The organism is Pseudomonas sp. LAMO17WK12:I10, from assembly GCF_900215185.1.
GTDB classification, from domain to species: domain Bacteria; phylum Pseudomonadota; class Gammaproteobacteria; order Pseudomonadales; family Pseudomonadaceae; genus Aquipseudomonas; species Aquipseudomonas chlororaphis.
This window is the reverse complement of the sequence record NZ_OBDX01000011.1, coordinates 124070-142219: the sequence shown is the minus strand read 5'-3', so window position 1 is coordinate 142219 and position 18150 is coordinate 124070. Positions and strand designations below refer to the sequence as shown.

Below are 18150 nucleotides of genomic sequence, written 5' to 3'. Positions count from 1 at the left end.
GCACTGCGCCATAGTGTTGCTGGAAGAACGCTCCCAACTCCTGCAGGGTAGTGTGTTCGAACAACAGGGTCGGCGACAGCTCGAGCCCCAGCGCCTGGCTGGCATGGGTCACCAGGTCGAGCAGGTCCGCCGAATCCAGCCCCAGCTCGTAATAGCCTTTGTCCAGGGCCACCTGCGACACGCCGGTGCCCAGTTTGTCGGCAATCAGCCGCCGCAGCCTGAGCACCAGCGGATGCTCGCTGCCGCCAGCCGGCGCCGTCGGGGGCGGCGCCTGCCGGGTAGGCACCGGCGGCGCTATCGGCGGTTGATGCAGGCCCTGCTCGGCCCGCACCCGCTTGGCGGTGAAACGCTCGATCTGGGCGATTTTCTCGCCGCTGTCGGCAAAGAACTCCAGGGTGAAGACCACCAGTTCCCCCTGGACGCTGACCGAGTCGGCCTTGATCCGCACCCGGCATTGCCCGGTGATCGGCGCCACCGCGCTGAAGCCCTGGAACAGCAGCGGCAGGTACAGGCTTGGCGGCGGTGCCGATTGCTCGCCGTTGCGCAGTTCCAGGGCCTGGGAACTGATGGCCGCGCCGTCGAACAGCGCCGGGTGGAACAGAAACCGCCCGGCATCGGGCAGCGCCTGCGGCCCCAGCGTCAGGTTGGCCAGCAAGCCGTCGCGACCGGTACGGATATGTCCGCGTACCTGCATGTAGTCGTCATGCATCAATTGATGGTCGCGGCACTGTCCGTACAGGGCCTCTGGGGTCACCTCCCGGGCACCATCTGCGGCCTGGGGCGCGAGCCGCTCCTCGGGTGCAAAAGCCGCGGCACCGGTGTGTTCGAGTTCCGCCGTGGCATAGGGCCGGGCCTGGCCGTCGGTGCTCAGGTCTTCGACCAGCAGGGTGTAATACCGCGGATCATCGCGAAACAGCGCCACCCGCACCACCAGGGTGCCGTCAACCCCCTCGAGGGCCAGGGGGCGGTGGATGCGCAAGGTCTGCAAGCGGTGCTCGGCGAACCCCAGACCATGCTTTTGGCAGACCTGGTAGATCAGGTCGATATAGGCCAGCCCCGGAAACACCGGACGTCCGTGCACCCAGTGGGCGCCGATGACAGGGTTGGCGCAAGACAGCGAAATCTTGCTCTCGGCCAATAGAGTGCGCATCAGAGTTGCTCCCAGATCATAGAGGTGGCCGGCGCGTGGTCGCGGGCCAACGGTATCGGTTCCATCGTCGCCGCCAGCGGGGCATGGCTCTGGCGCTCGCGGTTCAGGATCGGCGCGGCCAGGGGCTGGCGCCGGGCGGGTACGGTCGGTGCTGCCGGGCTCTGCAAGATGGCGTGCACGTTGTTGCCGCCATCGGCGAAGCAGTTGAGGGCGATCCGCACCGGCCGCCCCTCGGGCAGCGCCACCGCGTTGCGCGGAAAGTAAAAGGCCGAGCGTTCGAGGTCGAAATGGCGCAACGGCAGCTGTCCCGAGAGGAACGGCACCAGGCTGTGGTGCTGGATCATCAGCACCGCCTTGATAAAGCTGGCGATGCCTTCGGCGCACAACGGATGGCCGATATTGGGCTTGATCGAACCCAGCCCGCAGGGATTCCCGGCCGAACGTCCCACGCCCTGGCCCTGGCCATACACCGCATCGATGGCCTTGAGCTCCAGCAGGTCGGTGACCTGGGAGCCGGAACCGTTGACCTCGATATAGTCGATCTGCCCGGGCGTCAGCCCCGACTGGCCCAGGGCCTTGCCCATCACCGCCTTCTGGCGCTGCACATTGGGCGTGGCCGGGCCGGCGGTGCGCCCGTCGTTGTTGCTGGCCAGGGCGCTGAGCCGGGCATACACGGTGTCGCCGTCCAGGCGGGCCCGGGCAGCAGTCTTGAGCAGCACCAGGCCGACCCCCTCGCCCAGCACGATGCCGTCGGCCCGTTCATCGAACAGGTGGAACCCGGTGCCGACACTGAGCAGCCCGCGCTGCTGGAACAGGGCATGGGTGCGCTCGCCGTCCAGCAGGCTGACCCCGCCGACCACCGCGGCGTCGATTTCGCCGCTGCGCAGGGCCTGGACAGCCATGCCCATGCCCACCAGCGCCGAGGAACAGGCGGTATCGATCAGCAGGCTCGGGCCGCTGAAGTCGAAGAAGTGCGAGAGATTGGCCGCCAGGTAATTCTGCCCGGCCACCACGATGGGATTGCGCGCCTGGCGCAGGGCCTCGGGGTCCAGGCTGCTGCGGGCGCGGCCGCCCAGGTAGACCCCGGTGGCACTGCCCCTGGTTTCCTCGACCCGATAGCCGGCGTGGGCCCACAGCTTCAGGCACTCCTCCAGCACCATCAGCGCCTGGGGGTCCATGGCGTGGAAGTCTTCCGGCGGAATGTGGAAGGTCTCGCGATCAAAACAATCGGGGTTCTCCAGTGTGCCGGCCAGGTAGTGCGCGCCGTCGGGCCAGCGCCGGGACGACACGGGCGCCAGGGCGCTGCGCCCCTCCTTGAGCAGGCGCCAGTAGTCGTCGAGGCTGGCCGCCCCGGGAAAACGCGCCGACATGCCGACCACGACAATCTCATTGTCCTCGGCCTCGCGCCCGCCGGACGTCATCTTGGGTACCGGCGCCGATGGCCCAGGCATCGGTCCGGGCAGCACCGAAGCTGGCTGGGGTAGCTTGGGCGCAGGTGCGGCGGCGTCGACGGCAAATGCCTGTTCCAGGGCCGATCCCTGGTGGGCCAGCAGCCATTGGCTCAGGTCCCTGAGATTCGGATGCTCGAGAATCAACGACGGCGCCAGGTCGACCTTCAAGCGCCGATTGATGGTACGCAGGATCTGCGCCATCAGAATCGAGTCCAGGCCATAGTTGGCGAAATCCAGCCGGGGATCGAAATCCGCCGCGGCGATCCGCAGTTCACCGGTAAACAAGCCACTCAACCATTGCTGCACCTGAGCCTCGAGGGCATCGCCCGCGACAGCGGCCCCCGCCGGCGCCGCGCTGGCCTGCGCGGCGACGGGCGCCTGGGGTATCGGGGCCTGCAACCACAGGTCGGAGTTGAAGCACGCCGGCAACAGCACCCCCGAGCGGCCGCTGGCCAGCGCTCGGTCCAGCAACGCCAGGCCGTCCTGGTCGCTCAGCCCCAGCAGGCCGGTGCCGCGATACAGCGCGCTGTCCATGGCCCCCATGCCGGTGTCGGTCCAGCTTGGCCATTGCAGGCTCAGTACCTTGTCGGCCTGATGCTGCGCGGCAAAGGCATCCAGGTAGGCGTTGGCCATGGCGTAGTCGATCTGCCCCGCTGCCAGTTCGGGCAATTGCGCGCTGACCGAGGAGTAAAGGACGCACAGCGACAGCGGCGAGCCCTGCAGCGCCCGGTACAGGTTGTCCAGCCCACGGGTCTTGGGCGCCAGGACCTTTTGCACATCGGCAAGCGGTTTGCGGATCAGCGCCGGATTGTTGTAATCCCCCAGGCCCGCGCAGTGAATCACCCCGCCCACCGGGCCCAGTTCGCGGCCGATCCGTGCCACGGCCTGCTGCATCGCCCCGGCATCGTTCATGTCCACCGCCAGGGTCAGCAACTCGACCCCCTGCTGTTGCAGGGCCGACAACGCGATCAGCTTCTCTTGCAGCGGGCTGGCCGGGCCCGCCAGCAGCGCCGGCCATTGCGCGGGCGGCGGCAAGGCTTCGCGACCGCTGAGCACCAGCTTGCGCACGCCGTAGCGGGTGACGAAGTGCTGGGCGCACAACAGTCCCAGGCCCCGGGTGCCGCCGGTGATCCACAGCGCCTGCTCGCCGGGCAGGCTGAAGGCCGGCCTGGCGGCACGTTCCGCCATAGCCCGCAGCGCTGGCAGATAGACCTGCCCGGCGCGATGGCAGACATGCCGTTCGTGGGGCGCGCGATACATCTGTTCGATGATTTGCGCCACCAGCAACGGGTCGTCGGCCGCCAGGTCGGTGTCCATGTGGCCACTGCGCAGGCGCTGATACTCGGCGCCCAGGCAGCGGTACAGACAGGCCGGGACCGCCGCCTGGGCCGCAGGCGCCAGGGAGGCCGGCCGCTGGAAGGCTTCCAGGTACCGGGAGACGTACAGCAGGCGGATGTCGCGCATGCGGGTCTGCTCGACCAGCCGTTGCAGGCCCTCGAACCAGCCCTCCAGGTCATGGGTGCAACGCTCGACGAAGGCCGGGTCGCAGCCGGTGATGTCCAGCACCCCATACAACTCATGCCCGTTGACTTTGCACAGCGGTTCCGCGCGCAGGGCCAGTTCGCTGATCGGCACGATCCGCGCGGCGTCCAGCCCCGCAGCCAGGCGCTCCGCCAGGGCCTGGGTGGCCGCCGTGCAGATAATCAGCATAAAACCCGCTTCGCGGCTGTGGGCAGGCGTGCCCGCCATTGCCGGACGCAGCGACCACTGTTGTTCGAACAGAGCGTTTTGCGCCGTTGACAGGGCTTTCTCCGGCGCTGCCGGGTGCTCGATGGCCGGCGCGAACGCGGCCAGCCAATAGCGTTCGTTCTTGAACGGATAGGCCGGCAGCGGCAGGCGCCGGGGCAGCCGTTCAAAGCCCTGCCGGGGCCCGTACAGTTGCGCCCAGGGCACCGCCACGCCCAGCACCCAGACGCGGGCCAGGGCCGGCAGATTGGCCTTGTCCAGCCAGGTGTGCAGTAACTGTCGGGCGTCTTCATCCCGGTACAGGTCCTGGGTGTCCTTGCCCTGGCTGGCCGAACCGCGCTGCCATTGCGGGTCGACAGCGGACGCGGCCAGGCTGTGCAGGCGCTCTTTGAGCTCGTCGAGGCTGGCGACCACCGTGGCGACGCGATGCTCCATGGCTTCGCGGCCCACTTGCAGGGTGTAGGCCAGGCTTGGCAGCGCATCGTCGCAAAGGTGTAGACGCTCGATGGCCGCCAGCAGGTTGCCGGCCATCAGCGGCAGGCGGGACGTGTCGCGGGCCGACAGCAGAATCAGCCAGACGGCCGCAGATCGAGCCTGGACCGGGGCCGGCGGATAGTCCTCAACGATGGCATGGGCATTGACGCCCCCGGCGCCAAAGCTGCTGATCCCGGCAATGCGCCGGCCCTGCCCCTCCTTGACCGGCCAGGGTACCAACTGCTGATTGACCTGGAACGGCGTCAGGGAGAAATCGATGTTGGGATTCAGCGTCTGCGAATGCAGCGACGGCACTATGACCTGATGCTGCATTTGCAGCAGCACCTTGATCAGCCCCGCGACCCCCGCCGCGCCTTCGCAGTGGCCGATGTTGGACTTGACCGAGCCGATCAGGCAGGGCGTCTCGCGGGGCTGCCCGGGATCATGTTCGAAGGCCCGGGTCAGCCCGCTGATTTCGATCGGGTCGCCCAGTTTGGTACCGGTGCCATGGGCCTCGATATAGCTGATCTGGTCCGGGGTGACCGCCGCCCGCTGCAAGGCCTGGCGAATCACCTGGGTCTGCGCCGAGGGGTTGGGCACGGTGTAGCCGCTGGCACGGCCACCGTGATTGACCGCGGTACCGCGGATCACCCCGTAGATGAAGTCGCCGTCGCGCTCGGCGTCCTCCAGGCGCTTGAGCAACAGCACGCCCACGCCTTCGCCGGGAATGTAGCCGTCGCCGCCCTCGCCGAAACTCTCGCAATGGCCCTTGGAGGAAATGAACTGGCCCTGGGACAACATCAGGTATTTGCTGGGGTGCAGGCTCAGGTTCACGCCGCCGGCGAAGGCCGTGTCGACCGCCCCCGAACGCAGGGCCTGGCAAGCCATGTCGAGGGCCACCAGGGAGCTTGAGCACATGGTGTCGATGGCCATGGCCGGACCGTTGAAGTTGCCGACATAGGCCATCCGCGTGGCCACCGAGGAAGTGCCGCCGCCCAGGCCCATGGGCGTGGTGGATTGCGCGGCGAACAACGGATACTCTTGGCCCATGACGCCGGCGTAGATCCCGACATTGGCCGCGCCGTCCCCCGCGCTGCCGCGCTGCAAGGCTTCGCGGGTGTAGCCGGCGTCTTCCATGGCCATCCAGGCGTGTTGCAGGAACAGCCGTTCCAGGGGGTCCATCACTTCGGCTTCGCGGGGCGAAATCTGGAAGAACAGCGGATCGAAGGTGGCGGCATCGTCGATAAAACCACCCCATTTGCTGGAAATGGTCCCCGGCTCGCCGTTGTCACTGTAGTAGTCGCGCCAGTCCCAGCGGCTGGCCGGGATCTCGCTGATGCAGTCCTTGCCCGCTTGCAGGTTCTGCCAGAAACCGTCGAGGTCGTAGGCCTGGGGAAAGCGCCCGGCCATGCCGATCACGGCCACCCGGTGACCGCCTTGGGCCTGGACCTGAGCCCTGGTTGCGGCTGCGGCCGGTCGAGGCGCGACGCTCGGTTCCAGGCGACGCAACGAGGCATTGACCAGCGACGCCAGCGCGCGCCCCTCGGCGTCGACGATCAGCGAATCGAAGGCGATGAAACCGTCCTTGACCCGCTTGGGCCCGGTCACCACGAAGGCCTTGCGGCCCGCGCGGCGCCACAGGGTCAGGCGTTCGATCAGCAGCGGCACGAAGGTGGCGGCCGCGCCCTGGGGCGACTGGCCCGAGACGGGAAACAGATAACAGCTGTTGAGCAACAGCGGGTCCAGGGCCAGGCCGTTGACAAAGGAGCGCTCGGTGGCGCCCAGCTCGACCTCGCAGATCAGGCTGCCATCGGCGCCCTCGTAGGCGGCGACCAGGGTCTTGAGCATCGGCCCCAGGGCAAAGGCCGGCACCGCGCGGTACCAACTGTCGATCTGCTCCTGGCTGCACGGCCGGGCCGCGCCGATCAACGCCTTGAGATCGAGCGCGGCTGGCTCGGTGCGTTCCGCCGGTTGCAGGCGGCCTTCGCAGCACAGGCTGGCGCCCTCCCCGGCTAGGCGTTGATGCACCCTGAAACCTGTACCGCCGTCGGCCGCAAGGTTGACCTCCACTTCGGCGACCTGCCCCGGTTGCAGCTTCAGCGGGCCGCCATGGAAGCGGATGTCCTGCAGGCTGAGCGGCAAGCCCGCCACACTGGCCAATGCGGTGTGCAGCACCAGGCTCGGGTAGGTGATGCCCATCAGGGCCGGTTGGCCGTCCACCCGATGATCCAGCAGGTACGCCTCGTCGGCGGCAAAACGGTACGCCGCCGAAGCCATCAGCTGCCCGTCGGACACTGGCGCCGTCGATTGGGGCGTGGGCGCCAGCTGGCGAAGATGGCCCAGCAGTTCCTCGACGGTGTTGTGTTCGAACAGCAAGGTCGGGTTCAGGCGCCGGGACAGCAGTTGTTCGATGTCCTTGAGGATGGTCAGCATCTGCGCCGAGCTGAGGCCCATATCGAAAAAGCCGCGCTGCGGGTCCACCTGATCGACGCGGGTCTGCAGGTGCCGGGCAAACACCGCCAGGATCGCGGATGCCAGCTCGGGGCCCGCGGCCTTGGCGGCCTGCGCACGCTGCGGAGCTTGCGGCGCCTGGACCGCGGATGCTCCCAGCGTGGCCCTGACACGTTTGCCGGTCAGCTCGCCAAGGCTGGCCACCCAGCGGCCCGCCAAGTCGTAGAAGTCGATGTCCAGCTTGCGAATATCATTGGCCGTGCTGATCCGGGCCAGCTCGACGCGGGCCACGCACGCCTCCTGCAACAGCGCCCGGGCCTGGAAACTGCCGTAGTGCAAAGGCAGGTACAGGCCGTCATCGCCAGCGGGTAAGCAGTCTTCAAGCACCGCGGAGGCCACAGCCGCGCCGTCGACCAGGGTGGGATGAAACAACGCATCGGGCATCAGCTGCCGCCATTGCGGCGCGACGCCCAGCTCGATCAGGCAGCCCCAGGGAAAGCGATGGATGCAGCCTTCGGCCAGCAACAGCCCGTCATGCACCAGCTGCCGCTGCCGCGCCTGGGCATATAGCTGCTGCAGCGGGACCTGGCTGTCGGCCTCGGCCCTGAGGGCGGCCAGGTCCAGGTCGGGCCTGGCCCCCGCCCCCTCGAGCGTCGGGTGCAAGCGCGCCGTGCAGTACTGCACCTTGGCCCCGACGACAGCCTCGCCTTGCAGCACCACGCCGTCGACATCCACGCCCCAGGCGTCGTCCTGGGGCTGCAGCGCCAGGGTCAGGCGCAGCGCCGAACCGGCCTGGACGATCAACGGCTGGTAAATCACCAGGTCGCGCACCTGGGTATGCAGGCAGTCGAGCCCCAGGCCGTCGCGGGCGACCCGCAGCAGCAAGTCGATATAGGCCAGGCCCGGCAACACGGACTGGCCCTGGACGCGATGATGGGCAACCAGCGGATGCTCGGCGCCGAGCGTCAGATCAAAGTACTTGTTCATGAATCACACCCCAGCTTGACGGGATAGAAGAAGGCGCAACCGCCGCTGCCACGGGGGCAGGCTCAACCCGGGCAATGGCGGCCGGCGCGGGGTCGCGGTGGCGGGAAAAAGAGCGACGGTCGAACACCGGGGCCGGCAAGGGCTGGCGCATTTGCTCGTAGCCAGGGGCGGCGATGAACTCTTCGAGGATCACATGGCAGTTGGTGCCGCCGTCCGGGAAGCAGCTCTGGGCGGCAACCCGGGAGCGGCCGTCGGGGGTTTTCCAGTCCAGCGTGCGACGGTTGAAATGCACCCGCGAAGTGCCGAAGTCGAAGTGTTCGAAAGGCCCCAGGCCGCAGGCGCTGGGCACGATCTGCCGATGGTGCAGGCTCAAGGCGCAGCGTACGAAGCCGGCCAGCCCCGAGGTCAGCAGCAGATGGCCGACGCTGGGTTTGACCGAGCCCAGACAGCAGGCGTCCAGGGCGCTGTCGTCGAGTGCGTAGACCTGGGCCAGCGCCTTGATCTCCACCGCGTCGACCACCGCCGAACCGCCACCATTGACCTCGATATAACCGACGTCCCGCGCGGTTTTTCCGGCCTGCCGCAAGGCTTGCCGCATCACTTCCTGCTGCGCCTTGAGGCTGGGTGAACCCGGCCCCAGGGTGCGGCCGTCGTTGTTCACCGCCAGGCCCTTGACCACGCAGTAGATGCGGTCGCCGTCGGCCTGCGCCGCGGCCAGGGTCTTGCAGACCAGGGCTACCACGCCCTCGCCCAGCACATCGCCCGCGGCGCGGTCGTCGAAGATATTGAAGGCGCCGTCGGGGCTGAGGATATTGCGCGCCGAGAACAGGTCGTGGGCGTCGGACGAGGTCAACAGGCTGGTGGCGCCCACCAGGGCCATGCCGATGCTGCCGTTGCGCAAGGCGTCGCAGGCCAGGGACATGGCGGTCAGGCCCGAGGAACAGGCGGTGTCCACCACCAGGCTGGGGCCGGTCAGGTTGAAGAAGCGCGACAGATTGCTCGCCAGGTAGTTCTGCCCCACACCGAGGATCGGGTTGCTGGCCTCGGCCAGCGACCGGGCGTCGGCGGTGACCCGCAGGCGGCCGCCGATGTAGACGCCCACCGGCCTGCCCGACAGCTCCCGCTGGGAATAACCGGCATCGAACAGGGCCGTGACGCCTTGTTCCAGCATCAGGCGGGCCTGGGGGTCCATCACCGCCGCGTCCTTGGGATTGAGGCCGAAGAACGCCGGATCGAACCGGTCGATAGCGTCCAGCCAGCCGCCGTAGGCCTGGCCATGTCCGCCCGGCCAGCGCTGGTCGCGCATCGGCCCGATGGCCGACCCGCCGCGTTCTTGCAGGGTCCAGAAGGCCTGGGCATCTTCGGCGCCGGGCAGGCGCACGGCCAGGCCGATAATGGCGATGTCCGCTGGCCGGGAGGTCTCGGTCTCGGCCAGGGCTGGCGCTGGTTCAGGCTGCGCCAGCGGTGCCGGTCCGGGGCTCTGCTCCAGGAGGCCCAGGTGTTGCTGCAGAGCCTCGGGGTAAGTGCTTGCCAGATGCTCGCTCAGGCTGCCCAGGGTGGTGAACTCGAACATCAGCGACGGGTCCAGGCGGTTGCCCACCCAGGCGCCGAGGCGCTCCATCAGTTGCAAGACCATGATCGACTCGATGCCGTAGTCGGCGAACGCCATGTCCCGGTCCGCCAGTTGCCCGGCGGAGAACTTCAACTCGTCCATCAACAGCTCGCGCATCGCCTGTTCCACGCTCGCCAGCAAGGATGCGGGCGCCACTGGGGCCGGCACGGCCGGGCTTACCGTGGCCTGAGCTTGCGCGGCCGGGGCGGCTGGATGCCAGTCCAGCTGCGCCGGGCTGAACTGCTCCGGGTCGATATGGCAAGGCAGGCAGACCCCCGGGTTGTCCGGCGACAGGGCCAGGGCCAGCACCCGATCCAGCAGGCTCAGGCCGACAGCAGTGCCCAGGGGCTTGAGTCCCATCTGCGCAGCCAGCGGCCCGCCGTTACCCACTGCCATGCCGACTTCGGCCCAGGCCGGCCATTGCACGGAGCACAGCCCCACGCGCCGGTGAGCCAGGGCGAACTGATCCATATAGGCATTGGCCATGGCGTAGTCGCTCTGTCCCGCCGCCAGGGCCGGCACGCTCGCCGAGACCGAGGAAAACATCAGGAAAAAGCGCAGCCGCGGGCGGTCCAGACGTTGATACAAGGCTGCCAGGCCGGAGATTTTCGGCGTGCACACCGCTGCCATGTCGGCCACGGGTTTCTTGATGAAGGCTGGCGCGTTACTCACCGATCCGGCGCAATGGAAGACGCCGGTGACAGGCCCTAGGTGGTTTTCAACAACAGCGATGGCCTGATCGATGGCCGCTGGCGACTCCAGGTTGCACGACTGATAGGCGACCCGTGCGCCCCGCTCCACCCAGCCTTGCAGACGGCGGACCCTGGCCAGTATCCGGCCGTCGAGCCCGCTATCGCCGGCCAGCACGCGTGGCCACTGCCCGGCGTCGGGCAATGGCTCGCGGCCGATGATCGCGATGGCGCGCGCACCCGCCTGGAGCAGATGGTCCACCAGTGCCGCGCCAATCCCACCGGTGCCGCCGGTCACCAGCAGCACATCGTCCGCCTGGTAGGCCGGCGCCGCCGTGTCGGGCGTTGCGAGCGGTTCGAAGGTGGCGACAAAACGCTCGCCCTGGCGGTAGCAGCAGTCCGCCTCGGCGTCGGCGTTGAACTCGGCCTCGATCTGGGCCATCAGAGCGGTCTGTTGCGTCGGGTCCAGGTCGGTATCCAGGACTCCCGCTCGCACGCTGCGATACTCGGCATTGAGCATCCGGTACAGGCCCGCGGTGCGGGCGCCTTGCAAGGTCGGCCGCAGTTGGTGCCGGCCGTGGGTCACCAGCAACAGCCGCGGCACGTGTTGGCGCTGCTCGGCGACAAAGGCCTGGAGTAGCGCCAGCTTGCCCCGTTCGAGAGCGGTGCTGGCTTCATAGCGTTCATCCAGGGCCGTCAGGTCGATCAGCCCGGTCAACGGCCCCGGGCAACGACGATAGGCCGCCAGGGTGCTGTCCGGGTCATGGAAATCGACTCCCTGCTCGCCCTGATGCACCAGGTAATGCTTGTCCACGCCGCTGCTCGCGAACAGTCTCCGGGCCAGCGCCAGGGTCGGTTCGGTACACAGGATCAGCAGTGCGCCCGGGGCCGCGGGCAGGTCCGCGCTCGCCAGGGGCGCGGCCTGCCAGGCGCGGACCAGGATCGGCTGGTCCCCCAGCGAGGGCCGCGCCGGCGCAAGCGCATCAAGGCCCAAGGGCGCCCAATAGCGTTCCTTGGCGAAGGGGTACAGCGGCAGGCCGATGCGCCGCCCCCGATTGCCCGGTTGCAGGTTGGCCCAATCCAGCGGCGCGCCTTCGACCCAGGCGCGCAGGCGCGCCTCCAGGGCCGCCCCGGTCACAACAGCGGCAGGCGCCACACCCGCCCTGGCCCGGTAGAACACTCCGGCCCCGGCCGGTTCGCGCCACACTCCGGCGCCGCTCGCAGCCTCTGCCTCCAGATGCACCCAGTTCAGGCTCAGGGTCTGCAAGCGCGTCGCGAGAACGTCCAGCGAGTCGGCCATGAACACCAGGCGCTCACGCATGGCTTCGCGCCCCACCTGCAAGGTATGGGCGATGTCGGCCAGGGTCCGTGGATGACCATCGGCCAGGGCCAGGCGCAGTTGTTCCACCTTGTCCCGCAGCTGCGCCGCGGTGCGCGCCGACAACGGGATCGCCCAGGCCTGTCCGTCATCGCTGGCGGGCCGGGCGACGCTTTCGCGTTCCGAGGGTTCGCGCAGGATCAGGTGCGCGTTGGAGCCGCCGGCGCCGAACGAGGACACCGCCGCCACCCGCGCTTCGCCCTCGGCCACCCCCCAGTCCGCCAGGACCTGCTGGACCCGGAACGGCGTGCCGGCGAAGTCGATATTGCCGTTGAGCACCGCCGAGTGCAGCGAGGGCACCAGTTGCCGGTGCTGGAATTGCAGCAGGATCTTGGTCAGCCCGGCGATACCGGCCGCGCTTTCGGTGTGACCGATATTGGATTTGACCGAGCCGATGGCGCACTGCCGGCCGTCCTGCGGGAAAGCCCCCAGGGCCTTGCTCAGCCCGGCGATCTCGATGGGATCGCCCAGGGCTGTGCCGGTGCCATGGGCCTCGACGTAACTGATGGTGCGCGGGTCCACCCGGCCCTGCCGCAAGGCGGCCGCGATCAACGCCGCCTGGGCATTGGGGTTGGGCACCGAATAGCCGTTGGTCTTGCCGCCATGGTTGATGGCCGACGCCTGGATCACCCCATAAATGCGATCGCCCTGGGCCAGGGCATCCGCCAGCGGGCGAATCAATACCGCGCCGACCCCTTCACCGGGCACGTAGCCAGTACCGCCCTCGCCGAAACTGCGGCAACGACCGTCGTCGGAGAGGAAACGGCCCTGGCCCAGCACCAGGTACTTGTTGGGGTGCACGGTGACGTTCACCCCGCCGGCGATCGCCAGCGCGCATTCGCCGGCCAGCAGGCTCTGGCAAGCCATATGGATCGCAGTCAGCGACGAGGAACACATGGTGTCCAGGGTCACGCTGGGGCCATGCAGGTTGCAGAAGTACGACACCCGGTTGGCGATCGAGGCGACGTTGCCGGGAATCGCCAGCGGATGGCCGAGGGCCGTCTCCTCGGGGCCGTAGAGCTGGTACTCGTTGTACATCGCGCCGACGAATACCCCGACGGCGGCGCTGTCCAGGCTGTGGGCGGCGCTGTGTTCGCCACTGTAGCGGCGCGCCGTGGCGGCCAGGGTCGCGCGGGTGTAGCCGGCATCTTCCAGCAGGTGATAGGCGCATTGCAGGAACAGCCGCTCCTGGGGATCGAGGATCTGCGCCTCACGGGCCGAGATGTTGAAAAACAGCGTGTCGAAGCAGTCCACATCGTCGATGAAGCCGCCCCATTTGCCGTAGGTGGTGCCGGGAATGTTTTTCTGCTCGGCGTAAAAGCGTTCGTGGTTCCAGCGCTGCGCCGGGATCGGCGTGATGCAGTCGCGCCCCTGCCGCAGGTTGGCCCAGTACTGCTGCAGATCAGCCGCCAGCGGGTACTGGCCGCTGAGCCCGACGATGGCGAACTCCGCGAGGTCGTCAGCGGCAGGCGCTGGTATCAGTGGCTGTCCGGGCTGCTCAGATACGACGGGGACGGTGGTTGGCGGGACCTCGGGTGTGGCGACGCTGGAGGCCGGCGCCAGGCGTCGTGCCAGTTCCTGGCCATGCTGCTCGAGGAAATACCCGCAGAGTTTCTCCAGGGTCTGGAATTCGAAGAACAGGGTTTTCGACAAGGGCCCGAACACTTCTTCGAGGCGGGCGGTCAAGCGCCCGACCATGATCGAGTCGATGCCGTAATCTTCCAGGGGCGCCCGGGCATCGATCCGATGCGCCGGCAGCGCGAACACATCGCAGAGCAATTGCTTGAAGTACTGCTGCACCTGCTCCGCGGTCACCGCTGCGGCCAGGGCCTGCGTGGCCCGGGGCGGTTCGACCGGCGCGCAGGCCGCCGAGTCCAGGCCAAAAGGCGCCAGCGCCTGGGCCGGATCGCCTTCGGCCACCAGCATCTGGGTCGCGCCTTCGGCCAGTGCGCTGCGTAGCGCCGACAGCGCCACCGCCGTGCTCAGGGGGCGAATCCCCAACTGGCTCCACAAGCGTTCCTCGGTCACTGCGTCGGGGCGCATGCGGCCTTCGGCCCACAGCGACCAATCCACCGCCAAGGTATGGCCCTGGCGTTCGCCACGGCGCACCTGCTGGTTGCGCACATAGGCAAAACCATCGAGGAAGGCATTGGCCGCCGCGTAGTCGGCCTGGCCGACGTTTCCGGTCACGCCGCTGGCCGAGGCGCAGAGCACGAACCACTCCAGGCCCAGGTTGCGGGTGGCGTGATCGAGGTTGGCGGTGCCGCGCACCTTGGGCTCCAGCACCGCGGCGAACTGCGCCTGGGTCTTGTTGAGGATAAAGTCGTCGGCCGTGATGCCGGCGTTATGGATCACCCCGCTCAGGGGACCGTGGGCCTGTTGCACCGAGGCCAGCAAGGCTTCGACTTCCGCCAGTTGGTCAATGTCCGCCTGGCAGTACACGACCCGTGCCCCGCGCTGTTCGAGGTCGGCCAGTTGCTGGTGTTGCGCCTGGCCCAGCAGCGAGCGCCCCACCAGGACGATGCGCGCGTCGCGGCTGTTTTCGATGATCTCCCGGGCGAAGATCCGCCCCAGCCCGCCCGCGCCGCCGGTGATCAGGTAGCAACCGGCATCCTTCCAGACCGGCCGTTGAACGGCCGGCGCCGCACTGCGGTTCCAGACCGGCACCCGCTGTTCACCGCCTTCGAGCCAGACCGCCGAGTGCTCGGTGCCGATCAGCCCCGGCTCGAACCCGTCCAGGCTCGGCATGGCGATCAGTTGCCCGCGCAGCCTTGGGTTTTCCAGGCACGCGGTCTTCAGCAAACCCTCGAGGCCGAGCATGACCGGCGCCGCCGGCCAGCCGAGCAGCAGCACCTGGATAAACAGCGGCTTCTGGCCGGCGCCGGCCCCCAGGCAGGTTTTCAGGTGGACGAACAAGGCTTCGGCCGCCGCCTGGTAATCCCGGGCCAGGGCCTGGTTGTCCTGGCCGCTGGAGCGCACCTCCAGCGCCTGCACCTGTGCCTGGGGAAACAGCTGGCCGAGGCGGCTGGACGCCGCCAGCGGGTCGCCGGCCGACAGCAACAGCACCTGATGCTGGCCCGGCACCCGCGGCACCCGCGGCGACCTGGCGCTCGCGGCCAGCGCTTGCCACTGGCGCAGCAGGCGGATCGGGGCGAGCGTCTCGCGCCCGCCCAGGGCGATCTCCCGCGCAGCCAGGCCGTGCAGGCTCACCCGCAGGCGACCCTGGTCGTCGTACAGCCCGGCATCAAGCTTGCTCACTGCCCCCTGGGTATCGAGGCTCAGCAGCGCCCACATCCTGGCCTCGAGAGCGCCGTGGATATCGAGCCGCTCCAGAGCGAACGGCACTTTCGGCGGCAGGCTGCCGCTGCCGTCCACACCGAGGAAGAACCCCGCCGCCCCTTGCAGCGCACCGTCGAGCAAGGCCGCATGCAAGGTCCAGCCAGTAGTGGGCTGGCCGCCCGGCGCCTCGGGCAATACCAGACGCACCAGGCATTGCCGGCCATCGCAGTGGACCGCCTCGACCACCCGGCAAGCCGGGCCGTAGGCCAGCCCTGCCGCCTGGAAGGCGGCGTAGCAGCCGGCGCCCGACAGGACATGGGTGCTGCGTGCCTTGAGCGCCTGGATATCCAGCATGGCGGGGACCGCAGGGTCCTCGGCCAGGGCCGTGTCGAACAGCGACACCACGCCCTGGCCATGCACGATCGCCTCGACCTCCAGCTGGTCCGCCCCGCGGCTGACAATGCTGTAGGCAAAGCCGTCGGCACCGGCCAGCGGGGTCAACCGGGTTTCCACCTGCCGCGCCTGGTCAGCGTGCCAGGTCAGCGGCGCCATCCAGCCGACCTTGGCCAGGCGCGCGCTGGTCCAGCGCGGTTGCAGCGCGCTGGCGGCTTGCAGGGCCATTTCCAGGTAAGCCACTCCGGGCAGCACGTGGTGCCCTTGCACCACATGGTCGGCCAGGAAGAACTCCTGCCCGGTGAACGTCGAGACAAAAGATCCGCCACCCGCCTGCGCGGCCAGCAGCCGCACCAGCGGCTGTGCCGTAGGCACCGATGGCAGCCTGTCGCGACCGGGGCCCCGGGGGTCGACCCAGTAGCGCCCATGTTCGAAGGGATAGGTCGGCAGTTGCAGGCGCGCGGGTGCCTGCCGTGGGTAACGCAAGTGCCAGGGCAGCGCGTACCCCTGGCAGTAGAAATCCGCCAGGCCACGCAAGGTTTCCTCGTAGCCCTCGGTTTGTGCGCCAGCCTCCAGGTCATCCCCCAGTTGCCGCACCCACTGCTCGATGGTGCGCACGATGGAAGGTTGCGGCGCCTGGCGCTTGTCGCCTTTGCCCAGCAGGACCCGCTCCTGGAACACCTGCGCCGGGAAGGCGTCGTCGCTGGCCGCCCGGGCCCGGGCCTGTGGCAGGTAGTCGCTGGCCAGTTGTCGCAGCAGGTCCAGCGCCGAAGCCTGGTCCTGCGCCACCAGGGCACAGCGGTATTCGAAGTGATGGCGACCGTCGAGCAAGGTGTGGCTGAGCGCCGCCAGGTCCAGTTGCGGCTCGCGGGCCAGGACCTCGATCAACTGCTCGAGCCGATCGCACAACGACAGGATCGAACGCGCCGACAGCACCATCAGGTACGCCGCCGAGGCCCCGAAGCGCTGCGGCGGACGACGTTCGGCGCCCGCCAGGTCGCGCAGGACCACATGGGCATTGGTGCCGCTCATGCCGAAAGCACTCACCGCGCCGTGCCGCGCGCCGTCGGCCTTGACCGGCCATGGGCGCAGCGTGGTGTTGACGAAAAAGGCACTTGCCTGCCAATCGACAAAGTCGTTGTGGGTCTCGAAATTCAAGCTCGGCGGGATGCTTTCATGACGCAGCGCCGATGCCAGGCACAAGGTGCTGACCAGGCCCGACGCGGCCAGGCAGTGGCCGAAGTTGGTCTTGGTCGAGGTCAGCGCGCAATGGGTACCTTCCTGCGAATGGCCGAAGACCTGCGCCAAGGCGTTGACCTCTACCGCATCGCCCAGGGCGGTGCCGGTGCCGTGGGTGACCACGTAATCGATCTGCCGCGGTGCCAGGTTGCAGGCCTCGTAGGTCGAGGCCAGCAGGCGGGCCTGCGCCGCGCCGTTGGGCGCGGTGATGCCGTTGGTCTTGCCGTCGTAGTTGATCTTGCTGGCGGCGATCACCGAGACGATCGGATCGCCGTCGGCCAGGGCCGCCGACAGCGGCTTGACCACCAGTGCCACCACCGCCTCGCCGGGGACCATGCCGTTGGCCCGCTGGTCGAAGGTGTGGCAGCGACCGTCCGGCGAAAGCATGCCGGCCTGGTCCATGCGGGTGAACGACTGCCGGGTGAGCATCAGGTTGGCGCTACTGACCAGGGCCATCTCGCACTCGCCCAGGCGCAGGCTCTGACAGGCTTGATGCAACGCCACCAACCCCGAGGAGCAGGCCGTGTTGAGCGTCATCACCGGGCCGTCGAGATCGAGGAAATACGCCAGGTGCGAGGCGGCGATGGCGCTGTGGTTGGCCGTGATGGAGCCGGCACCGCCCAGCTGGAAATACTCGCCTTCCTCCAGGCCGACAAATACCCCGACGCGGTGGCTGGCCAACTGGCGCGGGCCGATAGCGGCATCCTCCAGGGCGCGCCAGGACTCTTCGAGCAACAAACGCTGGCGCGGGTCCATCTCTTGCGCCGCACGCGGGGAAATGCCGAAGAACAGCGGATCGAACTCATCGACGCCGCGCAACGAACCGCAGCTATAGCCATTCGGGGCTTGCGCCGCGCTCACCGCGCTGCGGCCGTCGAGCAGCAACCGCCACATTTCATCGACCGAGTCGCACTGCGGGAAACGGCCGCTGGCGCCGATGATCGCGATGGGCTCGGCCAGCAGCGCGCCTCCGTTGCCCGGGGCCTGGGCAGGCGCCGGGACAATGGCCCGTTGCTCGCTCGAGGGCCGCGCCGCCTGGGCCGGGGCCGTGACCGGCGCACGATAATGCTCCGTCAACGACGTTGCATGCTGTTGCGCCAGGTGTCCGGCCAGCCGCGCCAGGGTCGGATGGGAGAAAAACAGCGCCGGGCTGACGGCAAAACCGAAGCGTTGCTGCATTTTCTTGGCCAGCCGCGCCAGGTTGATCGAATCGAAGCCGAAGCTGCTCAGGGTGGCATCGCCGGGCAATTCCTCAACCGGGATCTGCGCCACGTCGCTGCACAGGCCTTGCAGCTCCGACA

Annotated in this window: 3 protein-coding genes (2 of these 3 only partly in view); all 3 read right to left on the bottom strand. The window is 68.4% G+C overall.

The annotated features are described in order from the left end of the window. Tightly spaced (each overlapping or abutting the next), the 3 genes in view from CRO75_RS14465 to CRO75_RS14455 form a layout consistent with a single transcriptional unit that may run on beyond the window. Nucleotides 1-1150: the 5' portion of a beta-ketoacyl synthase N-terminal-like domain-containing protein gene (locus CRO75_RS14465; RefSeq protein WP_097136257.1), read on the bottom strand. The gene continues 10301 nt to the left of window position 1, outside the view; 1150 of the gene's 11451 nt are visible here — the first part of the coding sequence; it begins with the start codon at nucleotides 1148-1150; its stop codon lies beyond the left edge, outside the window. Continuing rightward, nucleotides 1150-8259, bottom strand: a complete 7110-nt coding sequence (locus CRO75_RS14460) for a beta-ketoacyl synthase N-terminal-like domain-containing protein (RefSeq protein ID WP_097136252.1) — start codon at nucleotides 8257-8259, stop codon at nucleotides 1150-1152. The genes CRO75_RS14465 and CRO75_RS14460 overlap by 1 nt, the downstream gene beginning before the upstream one ends. Then, nucleotides 8243-18150 carry the 3' portion of an SDR family NAD(P)-dependent oxidoreductase gene (locus CRO75_RS14455; protein ID WP_097136245.1) on the bottom strand. The gene runs 8188 nt beyond the window's last position, so only the last 9908 of its 18096 coding nucleotides appear in the window; its start codon lies beyond the right edge, outside the window; its stop codon occupies nucleotides 8243-8245. Before CRO75_RS14455 ends, CRO75_RS14460 begins: the two co-directional genes overlap by 17 nt.